22 protein-coding genes are annotated in these 23185 nt (G+C 69.4%); 8 read left to right on the top strand and 14 right to left on the bottom strand.

The annotated features are described in order from the left end of the window. Position 1: 1 nt before the first annotated feature. A complete protein-coding gene (locus B2515_RS10890) occupies positions 2 to 1543 on the bottom strand; it encodes a CoA-acylating methylmalonate-semialdehyde dehydrogenase (RefSeq protein WP_293876233.1) in 1542 nt (513 codons plus the stop codon). Positions 1544 to 1625: 82 nt separating this feature from the next. Between B2515_RS10890 and B2515_RS10885 the strand changes: the two genes are divergently transcribed. Beyond that, positions 1626 to 2510: a LysR family transcriptional regulator gene (locus tag B2515_RS10885; protein ID WP_293876232.1), complete on the top strand. Its 885-nt coding sequence runs from the start codon at positions 1626 to 1628 to the stop codon at positions 2508 to 2510. A gap of 112 nt (positions 2511 to 2622) precedes the next feature. Here B2515_RS10885 and gyrB read toward each other — a convergent pair whose 3' ends face one another. The 4 genes from gyrB to B2515_RS10865 form a co-directional block, all read right to left on the bottom strand. Then, positions 2623 to 5127: a DNA topoisomerase (ATP-hydrolyzing) subunit B gene (gyrB, locus tag B2515_RS10880; protein ID WP_293876231.1), complete on the bottom strand. Its 2505-nt coding sequence runs from the start codon at positions 5125 to 5127 to the stop codon at positions 2623 to 2625. Between the two features lie 94 nt (positions 5128 to 5221). Further along, positions 5222 to 5989, bottom strand: a complete 768-nt coding sequence (locus B2515_RS10875; protein ID WP_293876230.1) for an OmpA family protein — start codon at positions 5987 to 5989, stop codon at positions 5222 to 5224. Positions 5990 to 6071: 82 nt separating this feature from the next. Next, complete coding sequence (gene recF, locus B2515_RS10870) at positions 6072 to 7127, bottom strand: DNA replication/repair protein RecF (protein WP_293876229.1); 1056 nt, start codon at positions 7125 to 7127, stop codon at positions 6072 to 6074. Between the two features lie 30 nt (positions 7128 to 7157). Next, positions 7158 to 7946: a Coq4 family protein gene (locus tag B2515_RS10865; RefSeq protein ID WP_293876228.1), complete on the bottom strand. Its 789-nt coding sequence runs from the start codon at positions 7944 to 7946 to the stop codon at positions 7158 to 7160. Positions 7947 to 8101: 155 nt separating this feature from the next. Here B2515_RS10865 and B2515_RS10860 point away from each other — a divergent pair, with 155 nt between their 5' ends. The 4 genes from B2515_RS10860 to B2515_RS10845 all read left to right on the top strand — a co-directional run bounded on the left by B2515_RS10860 (position 8102) and on the right by B2515_RS10845 (position 12072). Beyond that, positions 8102 to 9133, top strand: coding sequence for a retroviral-like aspartic protease family protein (locus tag B2515_RS10860; RefSeq protein ID WP_293876227.1), 1032 nt, complete (start codon positions 8102 to 8104; stop codon positions 9131 to 9133). A gap of 71 nt (positions 9134 to 9204) precedes the next feature. After that, complete coding sequence (locus B2515_RS10855; protein ID WP_293876226.1) at positions 9205 to 9576, top strand: hypothetical protein; 372 nt, start codon at positions 9205 to 9207, stop codon at positions 9574 to 9576. Positions 9577 to 9652: 76 nt separating this feature from the next. After that, positions 9653 to 10054 (top strand): glycine zipper 2TM domain-containing protein, encoded by a 402-nt coding sequence (locus tag B2515_RS10850; protein ID WP_293876225.1) that lies wholly within the window; start codon positions 9653 to 9655, stop codon positions 10052 to 10054. A gap of 119 nt (positions 10055 to 10173) precedes the next feature. Continuing rightward, positions 10174 to 12072 (top strand): S9 family peptidase, encoded by a 1899-nt coding sequence (locus B2515_RS10845; protein WP_293876224.1) that lies wholly within the window; start codon positions 10174 to 10176, stop codon positions 12070 to 12072. 251 nt (positions 12073 to 12323) lie between these two features. On the opposite strand, the gene B2515_RS10840 is transcribed toward B2515_RS10845, so the two are convergent. From B2515_RS10840 to B2515_RS10825, 4 genes are all read right to left on the bottom strand, one after another. After that, positions 12324 to 13391: a cell wall hydrolase gene (locus B2515_RS10840; protein ID WP_293876223.1), complete on the bottom strand. Its 1068-nt coding sequence runs from the start codon at positions 13389 to 13391 to the stop codon at positions 12324 to 12326. Positions 13392 to 13471: 80 nt separating this feature from the next. Continuing rightward, positions 13472 to 14710 carry an SAM-dependent methyltransferase gene (locus B2515_RS10835; protein ID WP_293876222.1) on the bottom strand — a complete coding sequence of 413 codons (1239 nt, stop codon included), beginning with the start codon at positions 14708 to 14710 and terminating at the stop codon, positions 13472 to 13474. 17 nt (positions 14711 to 14727) lie between these two features. Next, positions 14728 to 15474 (bottom strand): molybdopterin-dependent oxidoreductase, encoded by a 747-nt coding sequence (locus B2515_RS10830; RefSeq protein ID WP_293876221.1) that lies wholly within the window; start codon positions 15472 to 15474, stop codon positions 14728 to 14730. Then, entirely contained in the window at positions 15471 to 16178 is a 708-nt protein-coding gene (locus B2515_RS10825; RefSeq protein WP_293876220.1) for a cytochrome b/b6 domain-containing protein, read from the bottom strand. Before B2515_RS10825 ends, B2515_RS10830 begins: the two co-directional genes overlap by 4 nt. A gap of 26 nt (positions 16179 to 16204) precedes the next feature. Between B2515_RS10825 and B2515_RS10820 the strand changes: the two genes are divergently transcribed. Beyond that, positions 16205 to 16822, top strand: coding sequence for a flavin reductase family protein (locus B2515_RS10820; RefSeq protein ID WP_293876219.1), 618 nt, complete (start codon positions 16205 to 16207; stop codon positions 16820 to 16822). Here the strand turns inward: B2515_RS10820 and B2515_RS10815 are convergent. From B2515_RS10815 to B2515_RS10800, 4 genes are all read right to left on the bottom strand, one after another. Then, positions 16819 to 17577 (bottom strand): sulfite exporter TauE/SafE family protein, encoded by a 759-nt coding sequence (locus B2515_RS10815; RefSeq protein WP_293876218.1) that lies wholly within the window; start codon positions 17575 to 17577, stop codon positions 16819 to 16821. The genes B2515_RS10820 and B2515_RS10815 overlap by 4 nt on opposite strands. Before the next feature lie 9 nt (positions 17578 to 17586). Continuing rightward, positions 17587 to 18771 (bottom strand): 23S rRNA (adenine(2503)-C(2))-methyltransferase RlmN, encoded by a 1185-nt coding sequence (gene rlmN / locus B2515_RS10810; protein WP_293876217.1) that lies wholly within the window; start codon positions 18769 to 18771, stop codon positions 17587 to 17589. Between the two features lie 79 nt (positions 18772 to 18850). After that, entirely contained in the window at positions 18851 to 19318 is a 468-nt protein-coding gene (locus tag B2515_RS10805) for a hypothetical protein (RefSeq protein WP_293876216.1), read from the bottom strand. Continuing rightward, positions 19315 to 19962 carry a histidine phosphatase family protein gene (locus B2515_RS10800; RefSeq protein WP_293876215.1) on the bottom strand — a complete coding sequence of 216 codons (648 nt, stop codon included), beginning with the start codon at positions 19960 to 19962 and terminating at the stop codon, positions 19315 to 19317. The genes B2515_RS10805 and B2515_RS10800 overlap by 4 nt, the downstream gene beginning before the upstream one ends. Positions 19963 to 20097: 135 nt before the next feature. Between B2515_RS10800 and B2515_RS10795 the strand changes: the two genes are divergently transcribed. Continuing rightward, positions 20098 to 20700, top strand: coding sequence for an outer membrane protein (locus B2515_RS10795; RefSeq protein WP_293876214.1), 603 nt, complete (start codon positions 20098 to 20100; stop codon positions 20698 to 20700). A gap of 182 nt (positions 20701 to 20882) precedes the next feature. Continuing rightward, a complete protein-coding gene (gene dnaN / locus B2515_RS10790; RefSeq protein WP_293876213.1) occupies positions 20883 to 21998 on the top strand; it encodes a DNA polymerase III subunit beta in 1116 nt (371 codons plus the stop codon). Between the two features lie 214 nt (positions 21999 to 22212). Here dnaN and B2515_RS10785 read toward each other — a convergent pair whose 3' ends face one another. Next, positions 22213 to 23127 (bottom strand): DUF4886 domain-containing protein, encoded by a 915-nt coding sequence (locus tag B2515_RS10785; RefSeq protein WP_293876212.1) that lies wholly within the window; start codon positions 23125 to 23127, stop codon positions 22213 to 22215. Positions 23128 to 23185: the final 58 nt, after the last annotated feature.

Below are 23185 nucleotides of genomic sequence, written 5' to 3'. Positions count from 1 at the left end.
ATTACCCCATGGTGGGAATGACGAACGCATCCTGCACGCGTGCAGGTCCGCCGTCTTCCGCACCGCGCGGCAGTTCCACGGTGCCGTCGGGCCAGCGCTGCGTCACGGTCTTGACCTTGGTCCAGAACTTGACGCCCTCCATGCCGTGCTGGTTGGTGTCGCCGAACGCGCTGCGCTTCCACCCGCCGAAACTGTGATAGGCGACCGGCACCGGGATCGGCACGTTGATGCCGACCATGCCGACGTTGACCCGCGCGGCGAATTCGCGCGCGGCATGGCCATTGCGCGTGAAGATCGCGACGCCATTGCCATATTGATGCTCGCTCGGCAGGCGGACGGCATCCTCGAACGTCTGCGCACGGACGATCTGGAGGACGGGGCCAAAGATCTCCTCTTTGTACGCCGACATGTTGGGCGTGACGCGATCGAACAATGTCGGGCCGACGAAGAAGCCCTTCTCATGCCCCTGCAGCGTGAAGCCGCGCCCGTCGACGACCAGCTCGGCGCCCTCGTCGACACCGGTCTGGATCCAGTTCTCGACACGACTCTTGTGCGCGGCGTTGACGACCGGACCGTAATGCGCCTGGTCGTCGGTCGAGACGCCGACGCGGAGCGCGGCGATCGCGGGGATCAGCTTCTCGCGCAGCGCATCCGCGGTCCGGTCGCCGACCGGGACCACCACCGGCAGCGCCATGCAGCGCTCGCCCGCCGAGCCGAAGGCCGCGCCCGACAGATCGGCGACGACCTGGTCGAGGTCGGCGTCGGGCATGACGATGCCGTGGTTCTTGGCGCCGCCCATCGCCTGCACGCGCTTGCCCGCCTCGACGCCGCGGCGATAGACGTAATGCGCGATGTCGGACGAGCCGACGAAGCTGACCGCGCTGATCGCCGGGTGATCGAGGATCGCGTCGACCATCACCTTGTCGCCATGAACGACCTGCAGGATACCCTCGGGCGCACCCGCTTCCAGCATCAGTTCGGCGAGGCGCACCGGCACCGACGGATCGCGCTCGGACGGCTTGAGGATGAAGGCGTTGCCGGTGGCGATGGCGACGCCGAACATCCACATCGGGATCATCGCCGGGAAGTTGAACGGCGTGATCCCCGCGCCGATGCCGAGCGGCTGGCGCATCGAATAGACGTCGATGCCCGGACCGGCGCCCTGCGTATATTCGCCCTTGAGGATGTGCGGTATGCCGCAGCAGAATTCGATCACCTCCAGGCCGCGCTGGATGTCGCCCTTGCTATCCGCGATCACCTTGCCGTGTTCGGACGACAGCAGGCGGGCGAGCGCGTCCATGTTCGCCTCGACCAGCTCCTTGAAGCGGAACATGACGCGGGCGCGGCGCTGCGGATTGGTCGCGGCCCAACCGGGCTGCGCGGCCTGTGCAGCGGCGATGGCGCGATCAAGATCGGCCTGTGTGCCCAGCGGGACGCGCGCCTGCACTTCGCCATTATTGGGGTCGAAGACGTCGCCATGGCGTCCGCCGGCGTTGGCTGCACCGCCGGCATGCCCGACGATGAGATGATCGATGTTGCGCAATGAACCTCTCCGTTATTGTCGGCAGGATCGCCCGTCGCGGCCTTGTGCGCAACGCCGGATAGTGCGACACATACCTGCATAAATGCAGCCGCGATGGGACGACCTTCAGGATTTCCTAGCGATCGCCCGTGCCGGCCAGATCGCGCGCGCGGCGGTGGCGACCGGCGTCGACCCGACCACGCTCGCCCGGCACCTGCGCCGGCTGGAGGCGACGCTCGGCCAGACGCTGTTCGAACAGACGCGCGAGGGGCAGGTGCCGACCGCCGCGGGCGAGGCGTTGCTGGTCGCGGTCGAGGCGATGCAGCAGGCGGCGGCGCGGATCGCCGCGCCTGACGACGATCCCCATCATCTGACCGGCGTCTTGCGCGTCAGCGTGTCGGAAGGGTTCGGCACCTGGTTCGTCGCACACCATCTGCCCGCCTTCGCCCGTCTGCATCCCGAACTGGCCATCGAGCTGGTCGCGACCAGCGGCTTTCTCAACCCGTCGCGCCGCGAGGCGGATGTCGCGGTGATGCTCGCGCGGCCGCAGACCGGGGCGGTCATCAGCGGCAAGCTGACAGACTATACGCTCGGTCTGTATGCCGCGCGGACCTATGCAGCCCGACGGCCCTTGCCCGAGACGGTCGAGCAGGTGCGCGAGCACGATCTGATCGGCTATGTCCCGGACCTGCTCTATGCCCCCGAATTGCGCTATCTGTCGGAGGTTCAGGCCGATCTGGAGCCGCGCCTCCGCAGCTCCAGCATCAACGCGCAATACCGGCTGGTCGCGGCCGGCGCGGGGCTGGGCGTGCTGCCGCGCTTCATCGGCGATGCCGACGACAGCCTGTACCGGGTGCTGCCCGACCGCACGATCCGCCGTTCGTTCTGGCTGGTGACGCATCAGGACATGCGCGAGGCGAAGAAGGTGCGGACGTTCCGCGACTGGCTGACCGCGCTGGTCGCGACGCACCGGGGACGGTTCGTTTAGGCGATTGCGCACCAACGACACGGGCGACCGTCGTCGTTACGAGGAGCAATCCAGAGCGGCTCCCGGGCCGCCCTGGATTGCTTCGCTGTGCGCGCAATGACGATGCGGGGTCTTATACGTCCAAATTCGCGACGTTCAGCGCATTGTCCTGGATGAACTCACGCCGCGGTTCGACGACTTCGCCCATCAGCTGGGTGAAGATCATGTCGGCCGCCGACACGTCGTCGCTGGTGACGCGCAGCATCGTGCGATTCGACGGGTCGAGCGTCGTTTCCCACAATTGCTCGGCGTTCATTTCGCCCAGCCCCTTGTAGCGCTGGATCGCCAGCCCCTTCCGGCCGGAGGCGAGGATCGCGTCGAGCAGCTGCGACGGCCGTGCCACCAGACTCTCGCCGCGCGCGACGGTGGTGGTGACGCTGCCGATCTGGCCTTCCCCCTCCGGCGTCGGCTCGGCATCCTCCGCCGCAGCCGCCGCGCCCTTCAGCGGCACCAATTTGCCCGCCGCAACGAAGCTTTCGGCCTGTTCGTTCGCCAGCGAGTGGAGTTTGCGCGCCTCGGCACTGGCGAGGAAAGTCGACTCGACGATGTGGTGGTCGGTTACGCCGCGCCAGAGCCTTTCAAAATGAATGCTGCCGTCCTCGGTCAGGCGGGCGGTCCAGCGGGCCTCCTCGTCGCCCGATTCGAGCCGGCGCGTCACCTCCGCCACGGTCGCCGCGCGCTGTTCGCGCGTGAACGTCGGGTCGAGCGCGCCGCCCAGCGCCAGCACCTCGATGATGACCGGATCGTAGCGCCGCGGCACGTAGCGCATCAGCGTGCGCATGCGCCGGGCATGGTCGAGCAGGCTCTTGAGGTCCGCGCCCGAGCGATGGCCGCTCGGCGCCTCGAACACCATCGACGACACGCCGGCATCGACCAGATATTCGTCGAGCGCGCTATCGTCCTTCAGATACACCTCCGACCGGCCCTTCGTCGCCTTGTACAGCGGCGGCTGCGCGATGAAGAGGTGGCCGCGCTCGATCAGCTCGGGCATCTGGCGGTAGAAGAAGGTCAGCAGCAGCGTGCGGATATGCGCGCCGTCGACGTCGGCGTCGGTCATGATGACGATCTTGTGGTAGCGCAGCTTGTCGGCGTTGAAGTCGTCGCGGCCGATGCCGGTGCCCATCGCCTGGATCAAAGTACCGATCTCGCGGCTGCTAATCATCCGGTCGAAGCGCGCGCGCTCGGTGTTGAGGATCTTGCCGCGCAAGGGGAGGATCGCCTGGAAATGGCGGTCGCGGCCCTGCTTCGCCGAGCCGCCGGCCGAATCGCCCTCGACCAGGAACAGCTCGGACTTGGCCGGGTCCTTCTCCTGGCAATCCGCCAGCTTGCCGGGCAGCGAGGCGATGTCCATCACGCCCTTGCGCCGGGTCAGCTCGCGCGCCTTCTTCGCGGCCTCGCGCGCGGCGGCGGCGTCGATCACCTTGCCGACGATCGAACGCCCATGCGCGGGATTTTCCTCGAGCCATTCGGCGAGCTTGTCCGCCATCAGCGATTCGAGCGGCTGGCGCACCTCGGACGAGACGAGCTTGTCCTTGGTCTGGCTGCTGAACTTGGGATCGGGCAGCTTGACCGAGACGATCGCGGTCAGCCCCTCGCGCATGTCGTCGCCGGTCAGCGTCACCTTCTCCTTCTTCAGGAGCCCCGACTTTTCGGCGTAATTGTTGATCGTACGGGTCAGCGCGGCGCGGAACGCCGCCATGTGCGTGCCGCCGTCGCGCTGGGGAATGTTGTTGGTGAAGGCGAGGACGTTCTCGTAATAGCTGTCGTTCCATTCCAGCGCGACGTCCATCGTCACGTCGTCGCGGGTGCCGTTGATCGCGATCGGTTCCGGGAACAGCGGCGTCTTGGCGCGATCGAGCCACTTCACGAACGCGGCGATGCCGCCCTCGTAATAGAGCTCCACCGTCTTGGGCTCGTCGTGGCGCGCGTCGGTGAGGAACAGGCGGACGCCGGAATTGAGGAACGCCAGCTCGCGATAGCGATGTTCGAGCTTGTCGAAATCGAATTCGGTGATCTTGAACGTGGCGGGCGAGGGCAGGAAGGTGACGCGCGTCCCCTTCTGCCCCGGTGCGGCGGGGCCGACGATCTTGAGCGGGGCGACGGCGTCGCCGAAGGCGAAGCGCATGTAATGCTCCTCGCCGTCGCGCCAGATCGTCAGGTCGAGGAATTCGGACAGGGCGTTGACCACCGAGACGCCGACGCCGTGCAGGCCGCCCGAGACCTTATAGGCGTTGTCGTCGCTGGTGTTTTCGAACTTACCGCCGGCGTGGAGCTGGGTCATGATGACCTCTGCCGCGGACACGCCCTCTTCGGGGTGGATGCCGGTGGGGATGCCGCGGCCGTTGTCGGTGACGCTGACCGATCCGTCCGCATTCAGCTGGATATCGATCCGGTCGCAATGGCCGGCGAGCGCCTCGTCGATCGCATTGTCGCTGACCTCGAACACCATGTGATGGAGGCCCGATCCGTCGTCGGTATCGCCGATATACATGCCCGGACGCTTGCGCACGGCGTCGAGGCCCTTCAGCACCTTGATCGACGAGGCGCCGTAATCGTTCGTATTCTGGGGTTCTGCCATGACGATTATATAGGCAGCAGGTGGCCGGAACGGAAGCGAAATGGGCGCCGGCGCCAGAAACCCTCCCCCGCCGCGGCAGGGGAGGGGAAGCGGTTCAATAGCGCGCGAATTCGGTCGCGCGGCGGCCGAGCAGCGTCACCTCGACCCGGCGGTTCTGGCGCATGCCCGCTGCGGTGGCGTTGGTCGCGACGGGATTCGCCTCGCCATGGCCCGCCACGCTGAAGCGCGCGCGGGTGACGCCCATCGCGTCGAAGGCCGCGCGGACGCTGGCGGCGCGGCGTTCGGACAGGTCCTGGTTGTGCGCGTCGCTGCCGCGCGAGTCGGTGAAGCCGTCGATCGACACCCGCACGCCGCCGTTGGAGCGGAGATAGCCCGCGAGCGGCCGCAGCCGGTCGATCGCGCCGGGCCGCAGCACGTCGCTGTCGGTGGCGAACAGCACGTCCTCCGACAGGGTCAGCGTCGCACCGCGCGGGGTCTGGCGGAACCCGTAATCGTGCATCGCGCGGCGGTCCCACTGGCCCGGCACGACCGTGCGCGTCTCGACGACGACGGTGCGGTCGCGCGCGTCCCAGTCGAAGCGGTCGCGGCGGGCGCCGGCGATCTGCGCGAACACACCATTGGCGTCCGCCGCCTCGCGCGGCGAGATGCGGCCGTCGCGGTTGCGGTCGAAGTTGCGCATCACGAAGGCGCGGCCCCGCGGGGTGGCGCGCAATTCGGGATAGAGGCCGGGAACGCCGGCGCCGACCAGCCGATAGGCACGGTCGCCGGGGCGGCCGCCGCTCCAGTCCCAGCGGTCCTGCGCGAGCGCCGGCGTCGCGATCGCGGTGAGGGCCGTTGCGGCAATGACCAAGGATTTCATCATTCTACTCTCCATACCCCGCCCGATTGTGGCGGCATGGCGCGGTCGGCTTGAACCGCCAGTGACCCGCGTCGACAGGCGAGGTTCAGCCGAGCGCGACCCGCGTCGCGTCGCCGCCGATGTCGGCGAACAGCGCCGGCTCGGTCCCGGTCATCCACACCTGGCCATGGCCCGACAGCCGTGCGAACAGGGCGGCGCGCCGGACCGGATCGAGATGCGCGGCGACCTCGTCGAGGAGCAGCACGGGGGCGTGGCCGGTGCGCTGCGCGACCAGTTCGGCATGCGCGAGGACGATGCCGAGCAGCAGCGCCTTCTGCTCCCCGGTGGAGGCGAGCGCCGCCGCCTGCCCCTTGCCGAGGTGGGTGACGGCGAGGTCGGCGCGGTGCGGCCCGGCGAGCGCGCGCCCCGCCACGCCGTCGCGCGCCCGATTCTGGCGCAGTTCGGCAAGCAGGCGATCGCTGTCGCCGCTCCAGCCCTCCAGCGTCAGCGCGGCGCGGGCGAAGGGCCCCTCCGGCGCATCCGCCAGGCGCGCGCCGAGTAGCGTGACCGCGCTGCGCCGCGCGGACTCGATCGCGCCGCCGTGATCGGCCATCTGGGTTTCGAGCGCGGTCAGCCAGTCGGGGTCGGCGGGCTCGTCCGCGGCGAGCAGCCGGTTGCGCGCGCGCATTGCCGCCTCGTAGCGGGCGGCGTGATGCGCGTGGCCGGGTTCGAGCGCGAGGGTGAGGCGGTCGAGGAAGCGGCGGCGTTCGCCCGCGGGCTCGACGAACAGCCGGTCCATCGCCGGCGTCAGCCACAGCACGGTCAGCCATTCGGCGAGCGTGTTGGCGGTGGCGGCGGCGCCCTGGACGCGGACCTGCCGGCGTTCCGGAACAGGCGCGAGCGTGCCGGTGGCGATCTCGACGTCGCCGGCCGCGGCGGCGAGCGTCGCGGCGATGCCGAAGCCGCCGGGACCGTCCTGACGCTGCATGTCCGACAAGGCGGCGCGACGCAGGCCGCGACCGGGGGCGAGCAGCGAGACGGCCTCGAGCACGTTGGTCTTGCCCGCGCCATTCTCACCGGTCAGCACGACGAAGCCGGGGCCGGGTGCCAGCACCAGACCCGCGTGGTTGCGGAAATCGGTGAGGCGAAGGCGCGACAGCATTGCAGTCGCGCCTAGCAGGAAGTCGGGCGGTTAGGCGAGGGCGGCCTTTGCCTGCGCGGCGTCCTTTTGCGCCGAGGCATAAGAGGCGAGCTGCGCGCCCAACGCCGCCTGCGCCTGCCGGTAGGCGACCGGATCGGCGATGCGCAGCCGGGCGCGGGCGGCATCGATCGGTTCGTGCATCAGCGCCTCATAATCCTCGCCGAGCAGCCAGGCGGCGCGCTTGCCGTTGCGATAGCCTTCGCGCACCGCCCGGGCGAACAGCGTGCCGCCGGTGGCGCGCAGCGATTTCAGCGCCGCGCCGCCGGCGATGAACGCCCAGCCGAGGCCGCGGGTCTGGGCATAGGAGAAGGCGACGAGACAGGCCTCGCCCATCGTCTCGTCCGCCTTGTAGCCGGTGAGGACGTGCCAGATATCGTGCACGTCGCGGGTGCGCCGGCCCATCCAGGCATACGGGTGGTAGACGTCGGTTTCGGATGGATCGAGGCGGCTGACCTCGACCAGCCCGTCCGCCGAATAGCCGGTGGTGTCGAGGAAATCGCGATAGGCCGCGCCGACGGTGCCGGGCGCGAATCCGGCGACCCAGTCGCGATCGGAAAAACGCTGCGCCAGTTCGGTCCGTTGATAGGCGATCCGCCCGCCGTCGCTCGTCGCGATCAGCCGCGCATAGCCGTTGGCGGTGTCGCCGACGTTGAGCGAGCGCATGATGCGGAACACCTGCGTCGTGTCGTCGCCGTTGGCGAGCAGCTTGCGCAGCGCATCGAAGGCGGTGCGCCACGCGCGCTTGCCGCTGGTGCCGGGGAACGGAGGAAGCTTCGCCATCGCACGATTCCTTACTGACAATGGTGTCAGTATATGGCGGTGCGGGGGACGTTGCAACCGTTCCGGAACGGCGCGCCGGCAGGATATTGGCCGCATTTCCCGAAGGCGGCGAACGACTTGCCTGACGCCGGACGGCGAACATGCTATCGTCCGCCATGGCCGCTTCGCGCCTTTCCTGCCTCGCCCTTCTGCTGCTGTCGATGACGGCGGCATCGGCGGCGCAGCAGGTGGAGGGCCCACGTATCCCCGCGATCCCGCTGGGCGAGGCGATGCTCGACGACACGCTGGAGATCGCGGGCGACAGCGTCGCCGGCGAGCAGGTCGAAACGCGCATGGCGGTCGACGTCGCGATCGACGGTCGCGGGCCGTTCCGCTTCGTCGTCGACAGCGGTGCCGACCGGACGGTGATCGGCGAGCGGCTGGCGCTGGCGTTGCGCCTGCCGCCGGGGCGGGCGGTGACGCTGCACGGCATGGCGGGCGCGAGCCGGCGCGAAACCGCGCTGATCGCGCGGCTGACGGTCGGCGGCAGCGTGGTGGAAGATGTCGCCGCGCCGATGCTGCCGGAACGCTATCTGGGCGCGCGCGGGCTGCTCGGCATCGATGCGCTGCGCGGCCAGCGGCTGATGCTCGATTTCGAGCGGCAGGCGATCACGATCGAGGATACGCGGCGGCCGGTGAAGGCGAGCGCCGACGAGATCGTCGTCACTGCGCGCCAGCGCGGCGGGCAGCTGATCCTGACGCAGGCGCGCGCCGGCGGGGTGCGCATCCGCGCCGTGGTCGACACCGGATCGCAGCTGACGATCGGCAATCTCGCGCTGCGCGACGCGCTGTTCCGCCGTCGCAAGCCGCCGGTGATGACGCCCGCGACGCTGGTCAGCGTGACCGGCGAGACGATGGTCGTGCCGATGGCAATCGTGCCGGAGCTGCGGATCGGCGGGATCGTGATGTCGCACGTGCCGGTGGCGTTCGCCGACCTGCCGCCGTTCGCGCTGTTCGGGCTGGCGGAGACGCCGGCGATGATGCTCGGCACCGACCTGATGGGCAATTTCCGTCGCGTGTCGCTCGATTTCGGGGCGAAGAAGGTGCGCTTTCAGTTGCGCCGCTGCCGCGCGGCGGGCGTCGTCGTCGGGTCGCGGCCGTTCCGTGTGCGCGACGAGGCGCCCGGGGGTGCCTGTCCGGTGCGCTGACCCACCGGGCGGAACCGCGTCCGGCGCCGCGCCGTTGGACCAGTCCTGCGCAGCATCCGGGACATAAGATCATGAATTACGAGACTATCGGTTTCGGCCTCGGTGCCTTCGCAGCCGGCGCGGTGGCGTGGACCGCAGCGACGGCGGCCTTCGGGCCGAAGCCCGGATCGCGCCATGCCGCGTCCAACGATCGGGACAGCGCGGAAACGGACAAGCGGTTCGTCGAGCGGCCCGGCAATCCGGCGGCGGAGCATGTGCCGACCGACCTGATGGGCGACGGCCACCCCGGCAACGACAGCCGTGCGGTCGAGGCGTTCCGGCCCGATCCGACGGCGGTGCCGAGCGAGGCCGAAAAGGAGGCGCTGCGGCCCGCGACGGGGCCGGCGCCGACGCTGGTGGCGGATCGGGGCAGCAGCTTCGGCGACGGGGCGGGCGCCGCCTGATATCGCATGGGGGCGCACGCAACCAAATGGCCGTGCCGGACATTCACGCGGCATTGATGGATGTTAGGAGAGTCCGATGCGCGCACCCCTGATCGCGGCCATGGCCGCTGCCGTTACCCTGGCCGGCTGCTCGACCTATGGCACCGACAGCCGGTATCGCGGCTATTCCTCCTACGACTACAACCGGGTCGATCCCGCCTATAACGGCTATTACGCCGACCGTTATTACGTCGATGGCCCGCGCTATCGCGAGCGCCGCCTGTCGACGCGCGACCGCGTCTATCGCGGCGAGAACGGCCAATATTATTGCCGGCGTAACGACGGCACCACCGGCCTGATCGTCGGCGGCGTCGCGGGCGGCGTGCTCGGCAACATCATCGCGCCGGGCGGGTCGGGGCTGCTCGGCACGCTGCTGGGCGGTGCGGCGGGTGCCGCCGTCGGCCGGTCGGTCGACCGCAACAACGTGCGCTGCCGCTAAGTCCCTAGAAGCCCGCGCGAGTCGCTGCGATCCGCAGCGGTTTGCGCGGGCGTGCCGTTCCCCTTGCGGCCGGCGGGATCGCCGTTAAGCATCGCTCCTCCCTTTCCGCCGGAGCCACGATGCGCCTGACCCTCGCCGCCGCCCTGCTGCTCACGTCCGCCGCACCCGCGGCAGCGCAGACGATCCGCCAATATGGCGCGCTGGCGATCGCGCCCGCGGGCGACCGGATCGCGACGATCGAGAGCGGTGCCGGCCATGGCGTGGTCACGGTCCGCAGCGTCGCCGACGGGCGTGTGCTGCGCACGATCGATCCGTGCGGCACCTGCACCTATGCGGGCCTGACCTTCGCCCCCAATGGCGATCTGGCGTTCCTGATCCGCGACGGCGCGGCGGGCAACGTCCGCCTCGCTTATGCCGATGCGCGGACGACCCGGACGATCGCGACCATCGCCGGGATCGCGCAGACGCCGCGCGTATCGCCGGACGGCACGCGGATCGCGCTGCTGGTGACGCTCGGCGCGGCGAAGGAAGCGGGCGCGACGCAGGCGGGCGTGCGCATGGTCGGCGAAATCGGCGAGACGAACGACGAGCAGCGGCTCGCGGTGTTCGACATCGCGCGGCCCGCGACCGGGGTAACGCCGTTGTCGCCGGCCGGCCGCTACGTCTACGAATATGACTGGATGCCGGACGGGCGCGGCTTCGTCGCGACGACCGCGCTCGGCAATGGCGACAACAATTGGTGGGTGGCGACGCTCGACGCGATCGACGCGCGGACCGGCGCGGTGCGATCGATCGCGCGGCCGGCGGCGCAGATCAACCAGCCGCGCGTGTCGCCCGACGGGCGCAGCGTCGCCTATATCGGCGGGTTGATGAGCGATTTCGGCGCGATCGGCGGCGACGTCTTCACCGTGGCGCTGGCGGGCGGGACGCCGCGCAACGTCACCGCGGGAGCGAAATCGACGGTCACCACGGTCGACTGGACCACGGGTGGGCTGCGGACGGTGACGCTGGCGGGCGATCAGGTGCAGTTCGGCACGCTGACGCCGGGGCGGCCGGTCGCGCCGGGCTTCGCGAAACCGGCGAGCGCCAGCGCGGGCGACGGGCGCGCGGTCTTTTCCGCCGATGGCCGGATCGCGGCGGCGGTGGTGCAGGATTACGACCATGCGCCGGCGATCTATGCCGGGCCGGTCGACGCGGTGCGCCAGATCACCCACGACAACGATGCCGCCCCCGCGCTCGCCACCGTACGCAGCATCAGCTGGACCAACGAGGGCTATGACGTGCAGGGCTGGCTGCTCGCGCCGCGCGTCGCGCCAGCAGGCAAGGCGCCGATGATTACCATCGTCCACGGCGGGCCGTCGTCGGCCTCCTCGCCCGCCTATCTGTATCCGACCTCGCTCAACGCGGCGCTGGTAAAGGCCGGCTATTACGTGTTCCTGCCCAATCCGCGCGGCAGCTACGGACAGGGCGAGGCGTTTACCGCCGCCAACCGGCGCGACTTCGGCGGCGGCGACCTGCGCGACATCCTCGCCGGGATCGACGCCGTCGAGCGCGTCGCGCCGGTCGACGACGCGCGGCTCGGGCTCGGCGGATGCAGCTATGGCGGCTTCATGGCGATGTGGGCGAACACGCAGACGAACCGCTTCAAGGGGATCGTCGCCGGTGCCGGCCTGTCGAACTGGGTCAGCTATTACGGCACCAACGGCATCGACCAGTGGATGCTGCCGTTCTTCGGCAAATCCATGTACGACGACATGAAGGCCTATGAGGCGGTGTCGGCGATCTACCGGGCGAAGACGGCGAAGACGCCGACCTTCATCTATGTCGGCGAACGCGACATCGAGGTGCCGCCGACCCAGTCGATCGAATGGTGGCATGCGCTGAAGGATCGCGGCGTGCCGGTCAGCCTCGTGATCTATCCCGACGCCGGCCATTGCGTCACCGGCGCGGAGCAGTCGGCGGACGTGCGCCAGCGGGCGATCGCGTGGTTCGACCGCTACGTGAAGGCGGCGAAGTAACTGCGGGTCATCGAACCAGGCGCCATCGCATCGTTATTGTGTTCGCGCGGAGGCGCGGAGGACGCGAAGGTGTCGCGCGTGCGGCAGCGCAATGCTGTCATCAAGGGCGTGATGTATAGGGAATAACATCGCAGCGAGCGCTCCCCCTCTGCGTCCTCCGCGCCTCCGCGCGAACCCCCTCTTCTGCCTTGGCCTTGCTGCCTGCTGAAGTCGCTCGCGAGGGGCGCATCTCCCGGCAAAGCCCGCCGCCGTCAAAGCAGCGGCTTGCCCGAATCCTTCCATTTGTCGAGTACCTGCGCGGCCGGCGGCAGACTGTCCGGCGCGCGGCCCGGCGCAGGCGCCGTCGCTGCGGGTGGCGTGACGTAACTGCCGCTGTCGGCATAGGCGGGGCGAACCTGCGCGGCGTTGGTCACCGGCGCGACCGGTAGCGGCGCGACCGTGGCGATCAGCGTCGGCGACGCCGCGACCGGCGGTACGATCGGCGGCGTGTGCGGGCCGGGAACGGGCTCGCCGCCGCGATAGGGCTGGCGGAAGGCGGTGCGGGTGCCCCAATAGCCCTTCCACCGGTGGAACAGGTGGGCGCCGACGACGTCGGTCATGACGAGGCCGCGGTTCCACGCCGGCGTCACCGCATAGGTGTGGTAATGCGTCGCGAGCCCGACCGGCGCGTAGACATAGCCCGCGAGCGCCATCGCCGCGGTGCGTGCGGCGCGCGCCCAGCCGGCCCGGGCGGGGATGCGCGCCATCGCGCCGTCGCAGGCGAAGCTGAACTGGCAGCCGGCCCGCTCCGACCCCTGATAGACGACGCCGCACACGGTCGCGGGAAAGGCGGGGTGGCGGACGCGGTTGAGGATCACCTGCGCGACCGCGGACTGGCCGGCGTCGGGCTCCGATGCGGCCTCGTAATAGATTGCCGCGGTCAGGCATTCGAGCGCGCGGGCGCGGTCGACGGCGGCGGACGCCTTGATGGAGAAGGGGGCGGCGACCCCGGCATCGGCGCGCATCGCGGCGCTTGCGGCGGCGGCGGAGACGGGCAGCGCGGGCAGGGCGATGGTGCCGGTCACCCCCTGCGCCGGGGCGGCGGTGGCGTCGCTTTGTCCCACGGCGACGGCGGTGTAGAGCAGCGCCGCGCCGGGGAAGTGATCCTCCGCCTCATAGCCCGCAGGGGCGGGCAGCGGCGGGATGCCGTCGTCGCGATGCGCGGCGATCGCGCGCCATGCGCCCTGCGCCGCGAGCGCGATCGCTAGCGCGAGGCCGAGCGTCACCAGCGCCGCCCACACACGCGTCATCGTCCGGATCGTTCGCATCGGCACCCGCATGGCGCGGCTATAGCCCATGCGCGGCGCATCGTCCGCCGCGGTTTCGCGCCCGTCCCGCGGCGGGACGGGCGGCCACGCCGTTAGGAGGTCCGGCCGTCCCGCAAGGCGCGCTCGCCCTCGAACATATAGTCGCGGGTGATCGGCAGTTCGGTGCGGCTGCGGCTGAACTGGATCTGGTAATTGACCAGCCCGCCATTCTCGAACGCATTCGCCGCGCCGGCGAGGTAGAAGGTCCACATCCGGTAGAAGCGTTCGTCGTACAGCGCGACGATGGCATCGCGCGCCGCGAGGGTGCGCGCGTACCATTCGTGCAGCGTATAGGCGTAATGCAGGCGCAGCACCTCGACGTCGGTCAGGAACAGCTTCAGCCCCTCGAACGCCTGCATCACCTCCGACAGGGCCGGATTATAGCCGCCCGGGAAGATGTATTTCGTCGTCCAGTCGTCGGTGACGCTCGGCGGCCCGAGCCGGCCGATGGTGTGGAGCAGCATCACGCCATCGGGCGTCAGCAGGTCGCGGCATTTGCGAAAGAAGGTGCGGTATTGCGGCGGGCCGACATGTTCGAACATGCCGACCGAGACGATGCGGTCGAAGCGGCCCTCGACGCGGCGATAGTCGATCAGCTCGAACCGAACCCTGTCGGCGACGCCGGCCGCGGCGGCGCGTTCGCGCGCGATCTTGAACTGTTCTTCGGACAAAGTGACGCCGAGCACCTCCACGCCGAAATGCCGGTTGAGGTAAAGAGCCATGCCGCCCCAGCCGCAGCCGATGTCGAGCACGCACATGCCGGGACGCAGCGCCAGCTTGGCGGCGATATGCGCCAGCTTGTCGGTCTGCGCCTGTTCCAGCGGGTTGTCGGGGCTGGTGTAATAGGCGCAGCTATATTGTTTGTCGGCGTCGAGAAACAGGTCGTAGAGCCGCGCCGACAGATCGTAATGGTGCGCGACGTTGCGCTTCGAGCGGCGCTCCATGTTGATGCGGTCGAGCCGGTGCTTCACCGCGCCCAGGCCCTGGACGAAGGTTGAGGGCTTCAGCGCATTCTGTCCGCGCTCCCACGCGCTGTTGCGCTTGAGCAGGCGGACGAGGCCCATGATGTCGTCGCCGTCGACAGTCAGCCGCCCGTCCATGTACATCTCGCCCGCCGCCAGCGCGGGGTTGCGGACGATGCGGCCCGCGACGCCGTTATCGGCGAAGCGGATGGTGACGTGGCCATGGTCGGGATCGGGCGTGCCGAAGGTGGCGGGCGGCTTGCCGGGGCGATGGAGGGTGAGTTGGCCACGCTTCACGGCGCGGCTGAGGAAGATATCGATCAGCGCCATGGGGCCGCTTTACTGTCCTAGATGCCGGCATACCAATCGTAATCGACATTGTCCTCCCAATAGCCGCCCTTGCCCTTGCCGATGCCGGCGAGGGTGTCGACCGCGTCGATGCCGGTGACGTATTTGGCGTGTTTGTAGCCCAGTTGGCGCTCGACGCGGAGGCGCACAGGCGCGCCGTGCGGCACGGTCAGGCGCGCGCCGTTCATCTTCAGCGCCAGGATCGTCTGCGGATGAAAGGCGTCGATCGTGTCGATCGATTCGTAATAGGGCTGGCCGTTGTAGAGGTCGGCGCAGGTGAAGACGACATAGCGCGCGGTGCCGCGCATCCCCGCCGCCATCAGCACGGTGCCGAGCAGCGGGCCCTGCCAGGCGCCGATCGCGCTCCACCCCTCGACGCAATCGTGGCGGGTGATCTGCCGGCGCGCGGGCATCGCGGCGAGCTGCGCGAGGCTGAGCGACAGCGGCCGGTCGACGAGGCCGCCGACGCGCAGGCGATAGTCGGCGAAACCGTTGGCGACCATCGCGGCATAGGCGGGGGTGCCGGGATCGCGCGTGCCGTTGGCGCGGAAGATCGGCGACATCTGTTCGGGCGTGAATTCGGGGGCGAGCGCCCCCCGGTCCATCAGCGCGCGTTGCAGGCCGCGGTGCATGTCCTCGCCCGCGAACAGGATCTTGCGCGCTTGCGGGATGGCGGCGACCCGCTCGCAGCCGGCGAGCAGCAGCCCGGCGCTGCCGGTGATGAGGGTGCGGCGGGCGAGTATCATGCTTTCGGCACCTTCCACCGGCCGGTTATCATCGATCTGAGCTCGTTGCCCGCGCCGGCGAGGATGACGAGCGTCAGGTGGACGACGACGAAGCCGCCGATCGCGGCACAGGTGACGAAGTGGATCGAGCGCGCCGACTGCCGGCCGCCGAACAGGTCGAGCAGCCATGGCCAGGCCGCATTCATGCCCGGCGACAGCGCGAGCCCGGTCAGGATCATCAGCGGCAGCATGACGAAGATCGTCAGAATATAGCTCCATTTCTGGAGGCTGTTGTAGGCGCCGGGATCCTTGGCGTCGTGGAAGCGGAAGTTCAGATGGTCTCGCACGTCCTGCGCCAGATGCGCGGGGCTGACGTCGGCATGCTTGAGCGTGAGTTTGCGCTGGAAATGGCGGTTGACGAGGCTGGCGATCATGAAGCCGAGCAGGCCGAACGCCAGCACCAGCGCGAACAGCAGGTGCCAGCGCCGCGAGATGGCGAGATTGTAGTTCGCCGGAATCGTGATCCACGCCGGGAAGCGCGGTAATTGCGCCCAGGCATGGTCGAAATTCGCACCATAGCGCCCCCAGTAGAGCCGCGGATGCGCGTTCGAGATGCCGAGGCCGCTGCCGATCAGCACGAAGATCGCGACGGCATTGATCCAGTGCCAGATCCGCGTCGCCAGCGCATGGCGAAAGATCGACGTACCGGGCGCTATTGGGTCCATCCCCACTTTGTAGCAGTTATGTGCGCATGACCGAATGGCATTTCTACGAACCGCGCGACGGCCACGGCCTTCCGCACGACCCCCTCAACGCGATGGTGGCGCCGCGCCCGATCGGCTGGATCAGCACCGTGTCGGCGGACGGGGTGCGCAACATCGCGCCCTACAGCTTCTTCAACCTGCTGAACTACACGCCGCCGCTGATCGGCTTTTCGAGCATGGGGTGGAAGGACAGCGTCGCCAATATCAACGCGACCGGCGAATTCGTCTGGAGCCTGGCGACGCGCGATCTGGCGGAGGCGATGAACGCGACGGCGGCGAGCGTGGCCGCCGACGTCGACGAATTCGCGCTGGCGGGTCTGGCGACGACGCCCTCGCGGCTGGTTGCGCCGCCGCGGGTGGCGGCGAGCCCGGTCAGCTTCGAATGCCGGCTGACGCAGCTGATCCGGCTGACCGACCGTGCGGGGGCGGAACTGGACCAGTATCTGGTGATCGGCGAGGCGGTCGGCATCCATATCGACACCGCCATGCTGGACGAGGGCGTGTACCAGACCGCCCGTGCCCGCCCGATCCTGCGCGGTGGCGGGCCGGCGGATTATTTCGAGGTGACGCCGGAGACCTTGTTCCGGATGCGCCGGCCGGGTTAGGCGTAGGCCCTCCAGAAGAACACGGCGGTGGTGACGATCGTCACCAGCAGCGTCCAGCCGCGGATGATGCCCGGCGACAGGCGGCGGCCGACCAGCGCGCCGAGATAGCCGCCGGCGATCGATCCGATCATCATCGGCGCGCACAATGTCCAGGCGACCATGCCGCTGACGACGAACACGATCGTCGCCGCGGTGTTGGCGACGGCGAGCATCAGCGTGCGCGGCGCGGCGAGCGCGGCGGGCGTCGCGCCGGTCAGCAGCCCCCACATCGCGGTCAGCATCATGCCGACGCCGCCGCCGAAATAGCCGCCATAGATGCCGAGCAGCGCCTGGCCCGCGACGATGCTGCGCGGGCCGGCGGCAAAGCGCGTGCTCAGCCAGTCGGAGGCATGGCGGCCGAGCGCGATGGCGATCGTCGCCGCGAGCAGCAGCCAGGGGACGATGACGTCGAACGCGCTCGCCGGTGTCCAGGCGAGCAACAGGCTGCCGGCGAGGCCACCCATGAAGGTGATGCCCGCCAGCGTGCGCACGCCGATGCCGCCGATCGGCGCAAGGCCGGCGCGATACGCCCAGGCGCTGGCGACCGCGCCCGGCTGCACCGCGACGTTGCTGGTGGCGTTGGCGACGGTGGAGGGGAGGCCGAGCATGATTAGCGTCGGCATGGTCGCGAACGAGCCGCCGCCGGCGAGCGCGTTCATCGCCCCGCCCAGCATCCCCGCACCCGCCGCCAGCGCGAGCGCGCCCCAGTCCGTCATCGGGCGGGATCAGCCAAGCGCGGCCATCTTCTCGTCCGCCTCGCGATCCATCTGCGCGCGGCTCTTCTTCTCGGCGGCGGTCTTCAGCTGGCCGCAGGCGGCATCGATGTCGCGACCGCGCGGGGTGCGGACGGGCGCGGAAATGCCGCCTTCGAAGATGATGTCGCTGAACCGGCGCACCCGCTCCGGCGTCGAGGTGTCGTAGGGCGCGCCCGGCCAGGGGTTGAACGGGATCAGGTTGACCTTGGCGGGCAGCTTGTACTTGCGCAGCAGGCGGACGAGTTCGTGCGCCTCCGCATCCGAATCGTTCTTGTCCTTCAGCATCACATATTCGAACGTGATGCGGCGGGCGTTGTTGGCGCCGGGATAATCGGCGCAGGCCTGCAGCAATTCCTCGATGCCGTATTTCTTGTTGAGCGGCACGATCTCGTCGCGCACCTCCTTGGTCACCGCGTGCAGCGAAACGGCGAGGTTGACGCCGATCTCCTCGCCGGCGCGGGCCATCATCGGCACGACGCCGCTGGTCGACAGGGTGATGCGGCGCTTCGACAGCGCGAGGCCGTCGCCGTCCATCACCAGCTTCAACGCGTCGCGGACCGCATCGAAATTGTAGAGCGGTTCGCCCATGCCCATCATGACGATGTTGGTGAGCATGCGCCCCTCGGGCTGGCTCGGCCATTCGCCGAGCGCGTCGCGGGCGAGCATGACCTGGCCGACGATCTCGCCCGCGGTCAGGTTGCGGACGAGGCGCATCGTGCCGGTGTGGCAGAAGCGGCAGTTGAGCGTGCAGCCGACCTGGCTCGACACGCACAGCGTGCCGCGGTCCGCGTCGGGGATGAACACCGCCTCGTAATCCTGCCCGTCGGGCGAGCGCAGCAGCCATTTGCGCGTGCCGTCCGTCGACACCTGCGCCTCGATCACCTCGGGCCGGCCGATGACGAAGCGTTCCTCCAGCCACGGATGCATGGTCTTCGAGATATCGCTCATCGCCGAAAATTCGGTCGCGCCGCGATTGTAGAGCCAGTGCCAGATCTGCTTGGCGCGCAGCTTCGCCTGGCGCAGCTCCATGCCGGCGTCGAGCAGCGCCGCGCGCAACTCGTCCTTGCCGAGGCCGATCAGGTCGATCCGGCCGTCCTCGCGAAAGGTCTTGGCGCGGGGAACCGGCACAGGGTCGATGTGGCCCGGAATGGGCATGGGTGGGGCAACGCTGTCGAGCATCGTCGGTATATAGCCGAAAACGGGCCGGCTTTCCATCCCGTCGGTATGGGCGCCCCTAGCGCACGCAGCCCAGCGCCGCCGCGTCGATCGCGGTCGCGGCGCCGGCGAGCAGGTAGACGTCGGCGAACGGCCTCCCCCCGGCGCCGACTGCCTCGACGCTCATGCTGCGGCCGGAGCGGAGGGCGGCGGCGATGGCGCGGTCGCTGGGGGCGTCGGCGGCCCAGGCGTCGAGGCCGTTAGCGGCGAGTTCGAAGCGGCGCTCGCCGACGGTCAGCGTGACGGGGGCGGAGCGGTCCCGCTCGCGCGACAGGCGGACGTGGAGCGAGGAGCGCAGGCCGCGGGCTGGCCAGCTGGCGACGCTGGCCCAGCCGCCACTGCGTCCGCCCGCGGCGACGGGGCGGGCGATCGCGTAGCAACGCGCCGGGGCCGCGTCGCGAAAGGCACCCCAGCTGCGGTAGACGCCGATCGTCTCGCGCGCCGTCGCCGGCGCCGCGACCAGCAGGGCGGCGAGTAGCAGCCTCACGCGGGGGCGTGGCCCGTGCCGAGGTGCGCGACCGATTCGACCCCGCCCGCGACCCGTACCAGCGATCCCTGCGGCAGGCCGGCGGCGATCGGCGCACCCCATTCGGGATGCACGTCCGCGCCGGTCATCATCCCGCGCAGCACGCGGCTGGAAATGCCGTGGCTGATGACCAGCCGGTCGCCGGCATCCCCGTCGGTGTCGGCCAGCCAGCCGCCGACGCGGGTCGCGATCTGGCGGTAATCCTCGCCATCGGCGGCGGGGCGGAGCAGCCCCTCGGCCGTCACCACCGGCCCGACCTCGCCGACGACGTCGGCATAATAGCGGCCGCCCCAGCTGCCCATGCCGATCTCGCCCAGCCGCGGATCGGTCTGCGCGGCGTGCCAGTCGAGGTCGAGATGCTCGGCGATCACCGCCAGTGTCTGGAGCGCGCGGCCGGTGGGGGAGGCCCAGAGGGTCAGCGCGGGCTTGGCCCCGAGCAGGTCGCGCAACGCCCGGCCGATCTCCTCCGCCTGCGCGAAGCCGGCGCGGGTCAGCGGCGTATGCGGATGGTCGCCCTGCAACCGGCGCGCGGCGTTGAAGACGGTTTCGCCATGGCGGGCGATGAAGTCGCGGCCCTTGCGGACAGGGGGGGCGGGCTGGGTCATGCCCGCCGGTGTCGGATCGCTGTGGCGCAAAAGCAACGGTTTTCCGTGTTTAGCTGAGGTTCATGCAACGCCCCGGGGCTTGGGCCATTGGAGCCGTCCGCCCCCGTGTTCCCGGGGCAGCCTATGGAGTAGTTCATGCGTACACTCATTCTTGCCGCGCTCGCCACGACCGCGTTCGCCACCCCCGTCCTGGCCCAGACCACCGGCGCGCCGTTCACCGGCCTGCGCATCGAGGGCGTCGCGGGTTATGACGCGCTGAAGGACGGTCACGATCAGGATTCGAGCTCGAGCGACGGCATCGTCTATGGCGGCGCGGTCGGTTATGACGTGCAGCTCAAAAACTTGATCGTCGGCGGCGAGGGCGAGCTGACCGGCTCGACCACCGATACGCGCACCGACAATCTGGTAACGCAGGGCGATCGCCTGCGCGTCGATGCCGGGCGCGACATCTATGTCGGCGGGCGCGTCGGCTTCGTGCTCAATCCGTCGACGATGGCCTATGCCAAGGCGGGCTATACCAATGCCCGCGTCGATGCGCGCTACGACCTCGGCAACACGCGGACCAGCGACCATGTCGATCTCGACGGCCTACGGCTCGGCGCGGGGCTGGAGCACCAGATCGGCGCGAAGACCTATGTGAAGGGCGAATATCGCTATTCGCATTACGGCAAGGCCGACAGCTTCGACATCGACGCTGACCGGCACCAGCTGGTCGCGGGCGTCGGCATGCGCTTCTGATGCGAGAGGCGGTGCCGGCCCGGCCCGGCCCGGCGCGATCGCGACGGGGCGCTTCGGCGCACGCCATGCTAACCCGCTGTTAACCGGAATCGCCCGAGGGGTCGGAGTGCTTGCTCCGACCCCTTTTAAATGGGTAGGACAGGCGGGACACGCCCCGGACTCGGGGGACGGGGGTACGATTCATGAAGGCGACGATCGAACGCGCAACGCTCCTCAAGGGGCTGAGCCATGTCCAGTCCGTGGTGGAGCGGCGCAACACCATTCCGATCCTGTCGAACGTGCTGCTGGAGGCGACCGCCGAAGGGCAGCTGCGGCTGATGGCGACCGACCTCGATCTGCAGATCAACGAATCGATCCTGGCGGCGGTGGACCAGCCGGGATCGACGACGGTGTCGGCGCACACGCTGTTCGACATCGCGCGCAAGCTGCCCGAGGGCAGCCAGGTGCAGCTGCACGCCGCGGAGGGTCGCATGTCGATCGTCGCGGGGCGCGCGCGCTTCAGCCTGGGCACGCTGCCGCGCGACGATTTCCCGGTGATCGCCGAGGGCGAATTGCCGACGCAGTTCGAGATTCCGGCGGAAACGCTGAAGCAGATCATCGACAAGACGCGCTTCGCGATCTCGACCGAAGAGACGCGTTATTATCTCAACGGCATCTTCCTGCACGTGCAGGACGAGGCGAGCGAACCGACGCTGAAGGCGGCGGCGACCGACGGCCACCGGCTGGCGCGCGTCACGCTGCCGCGGCCGGACGGCGCGGCGGGGATGCCCGACGTGATCGTGCCGCGCAAATGCGTCGGCGAATTGCGCAAGCTGCTCGACGAGGTCGACGGCTCGGTCGGCGTGTCGCTGTCGGGAACCAAGATCCGGTTCGACCTGGGGCAGGCGGTGCTGACGTCGAAGCTGATCGACGGCACCTTCCCCGATTATTCGCGCGTCATCCCGACCGGCAACGACAAGATCCTCAAGCTCGATCCGCGCAGCTTCGAGGAGGGCGTCGACCGCGTCTCGACGATCGCGACCGAAAAGACGCGCGCGGTGAAGATGGCGCTGGATCGCGACAAGATCACATTGTCGGTGACCAGCCCGGAGAACGGCACCGCCGCCGAGGAAGTGCCGGGCGACTATGCGGCGATGCCGTTCGAGATCGGCTTCAACAGCCGCTATCTCCTCGACATCCTCGGCCAGATCGACGGCGACGTGGTCGAGGTGCATCTGAACGATGCCGCCGCCCCGACGCTGATCCGCGAGAACGACAAGGCGCCGGCGCTGTACGTGCTGATGCCGATGCGGGTCTGATTCCCGCCCGACGGCGGCGCGGGGACCCAGAGCGTGACCGGACCAGGTTGAACCACCGTCATCGCCCTGCGGGCGACCGCTTCGCGGCGGGGCGCTTTCGGCGTGATGCTGCGTTGCTCGTCGGTCACGATGCTTTGGCATCGCTCCCTCCTCACGCCTTGCATCACGCCGAAATCACCTCCGTGCCGATGATCCAACCTGATCCGGTAACGCTCTATCGCGCCGCCAGCTGCTCGCGTGCGATCGCCTGTAGCGCGACCGCCAGTTCCGGCGACAGGCCGAGTTCCTCCGCGGCGCGCTCGCCCCGGCCCAGCGTACGCGGGTCGATGCCGGTGACGTGGCCGAAGACGACCAGCGCCTCCAGATAATAGCCGGCGGTGCTGGCGTGATAATGGTCGTAGGACCACAGGTTCGCCTGACCGAAGGCGATGCCGTCATAGGGATTGGGATCGGCGACGCCGGCGGCGAAGGCGCGGTTCCACGCCTGACCGACCGGGATCACGCCCGACACCGACCGGTTGGTCCGCCGCGCGCGGTCCGCCGCGACGCGCAATTCGTCGGCCATCGTCGCGACCGGCTTGCCGAACCACGGGCCGCCGGGCTGGTAGACCTGATCGGCGCGCGACCAGGTCGCCATCAGCTCGACCCTGACCGCATGGTTGCGGACGCGCAGTAGCGTGCCGAGCTGGCCGACGCTGCGGATGTAGCGGGTGGCGTCGCCGGGCCGGTCGCGATCGAGCGTGCTATATTCCTGCAATACGACGACGTCCCACGCCCGGTCGAACAATTGGCGGCGCTGGTCATAGTGGAAGGCGAGGGACTGGCCGCCCTGCGTTTCGAGGCTGACGGCATAATTGAGCCCCGCCTCGACGGTGAATTCCTTGAACAATGCCGGCACCCCGCCATAGCCCGCCCCGGTGAGGTCGGTGACGCGATCGGCATGCCAGTTGCGCACCGCGGAATGCGCACCCTGCGTGAAGCTGTTGCCGATGAACAGGATCGTGCGTGGCAGCTGGACGGTCGCGGGGGCACGCTGCGCCGCGGCGGCGGCGGGTGCGGCGGGTGCGGCGAGGGCGAGCAGCGCGGCGATCATCCGGGCGAGCATCGGCGGGGTCCTTCGGCGGGTCATGGCATCGCCCCGTACCGGATCGCGCGCGCCGAACGCCAGCCCGATGTGGCGGCGGTGC

It is taken from the genome of Sphingomonas sp. UBA978 (genome assembly GCF_002292295.1).
In the GTDB taxonomy this organism is placed as follows: domain Bacteria; phylum Pseudomonadota; class Alphaproteobacteria; order Sphingomonadales; family Sphingomonadaceae; genus Sphingomonas.
Note: the sequence above shows the minus strand (reverse complement) of the source record. Positions and strands in the feature narration are given on the sequence as shown.

What these genes read in the sequence shown, in the direction of transcription:
- B2515_RS10885 (WP_293876232.1), top strand. Translation starts at nt 1,626, where the DNA reads ATGCAGCCGCGATGGGACGACCTTCAGGATTTCCTAGCGATCGCCCGT.
- gyrB (WP_293876231.1), bottom strand. Translation starts at nt 5,127, where the DNA reads ATGGCAGAACCCCAGAATACGAACGATTACGGCGCCTCGTCGATCAAG.
- B2515_RS10875 (WP_293876230.1), bottom strand. Translation starts at nt 5,989, where the DNA reads ATGATGAAATCCTTGGTCATTGCCGCAACGGCCCTCACCGCGATCGCG.
- recF (WP_293876229.1), bottom strand. Translation starts at nt 7,127, where the DNA reads ATGCTGTCGCGCCTTCGCCTCACCGATTTCCGCAACCACGCGGGTCTG.
- B2515_RS10865 (WP_293876228.1), bottom strand. Translation starts at nt 7,946, where the DNA reads ATGGCGAAGCTTCCTCCGTTCCCCGGCACCAGCGGCAAGCGCGCGTGG.
- B2515_RS10860 (WP_293876227.1), top strand. Translation starts at nt 8,102, where the DNA reads ATGGCCGCTTCGCGCCTTTCCTGCCTCGCCCTTCTGCTGCTGTCGATG.
- B2515_RS10855 (WP_293876226.1), top strand. Translation starts at nt 9,205, where the DNA reads ATGAATTACGAGACTATCGGTTTCGGCCTCGGTGCCTTCGCAGCCGGC.
- B2515_RS10850 (WP_293876225.1), top strand. Translation starts at nt 9,653, where the DNA reads ATGCGCGCACCCCTGATCGCGGCCATGGCCGCTGCCGTTACCCTGGCC.
- B2515_RS10845 (WP_293876224.1), top strand. Translation starts at nt 10,174, where the DNA reads ATGCGCCTGACCCTCGCCGCCGCCCTGCTGCTCACGTCCGCCGCACCC.
- B2515_RS10840 (WP_293876223.1), bottom strand. Translation starts at nt 13,391, where the DNA reads ATGCGGGTGCCGATGCGAACGATCCGGACGATGACGCGTGTGTGGGCG.
- B2515_RS10835 (WP_293876222.1), bottom strand. Translation starts at nt 14,710, where the DNA reads ATGGCGCTGATCGATATCTTCCTCAGCCGCGCCGTGAAGCGTGGCCAA.
- B2515_RS10830 (WP_293876221.1), bottom strand. Translation starts at nt 15,474, where the DNA reads ATGATACTCGCCCGCCGCACCCTCATCACCGGCAGCGCCGGGCTGCTG.
- B2515_RS10825 (WP_293876220.1), bottom strand. Translation starts at nt 16,178, where the DNA reads ATGGACCCAATAGCGCCCGGTACGTCGATCTTTCGCCATGCGCTGGCG.
- B2515_RS10820 (WP_293876219.1), top strand. Translation starts at nt 16,205, where the DNA reads ATGACCGAATGGCATTTCTACGAACCGCGCGACGGCCACGGCCTTCCG.
- B2515_RS10815 (WP_293876218.1), bottom strand. Translation starts at nt 17,577, where the DNA reads ATGACGGACTGGGGCGCGCTCGCGCTGGCGGCGGGTGCGGGGATGCTG.
- rlmN (WP_293876217.1), bottom strand. Translation starts at nt 18,771, where the DNA reads ATGCCCATTCCGGGCCACATCGACCCTGTGCCGGTTCCCCGCGCCAAG.
- B2515_RS10800 (WP_293876215.1), bottom strand. Translation starts at nt 19,962, where the DNA reads ATGACCCAGCCCGCCCCCCCTGTCCGCAAGGGCCGCGACTTCATCGCC.
- B2515_RS10795 (WP_293876214.1), top strand. Translation starts at nt 20,098, where the DNA reads ATGCGTACACTCATTCTTGCCGCGCTCGCCACGACCGCGTTCGCCACC.
- dnaN (WP_293876213.1), top strand. Translation starts at nt 20,883, where the DNA reads ATGAAGGCGACGATCGAACGCGCAACGCTCCTCAAGGGGCTGAGCCAT.
- B2515_RS10785 (WP_293876212.1), bottom strand. Translation starts at nt 23,127, where the DNA reads ATGACCCGCCGAAGGACCCCGCCGATGCTCGCCCGGATGATCGCCGCG.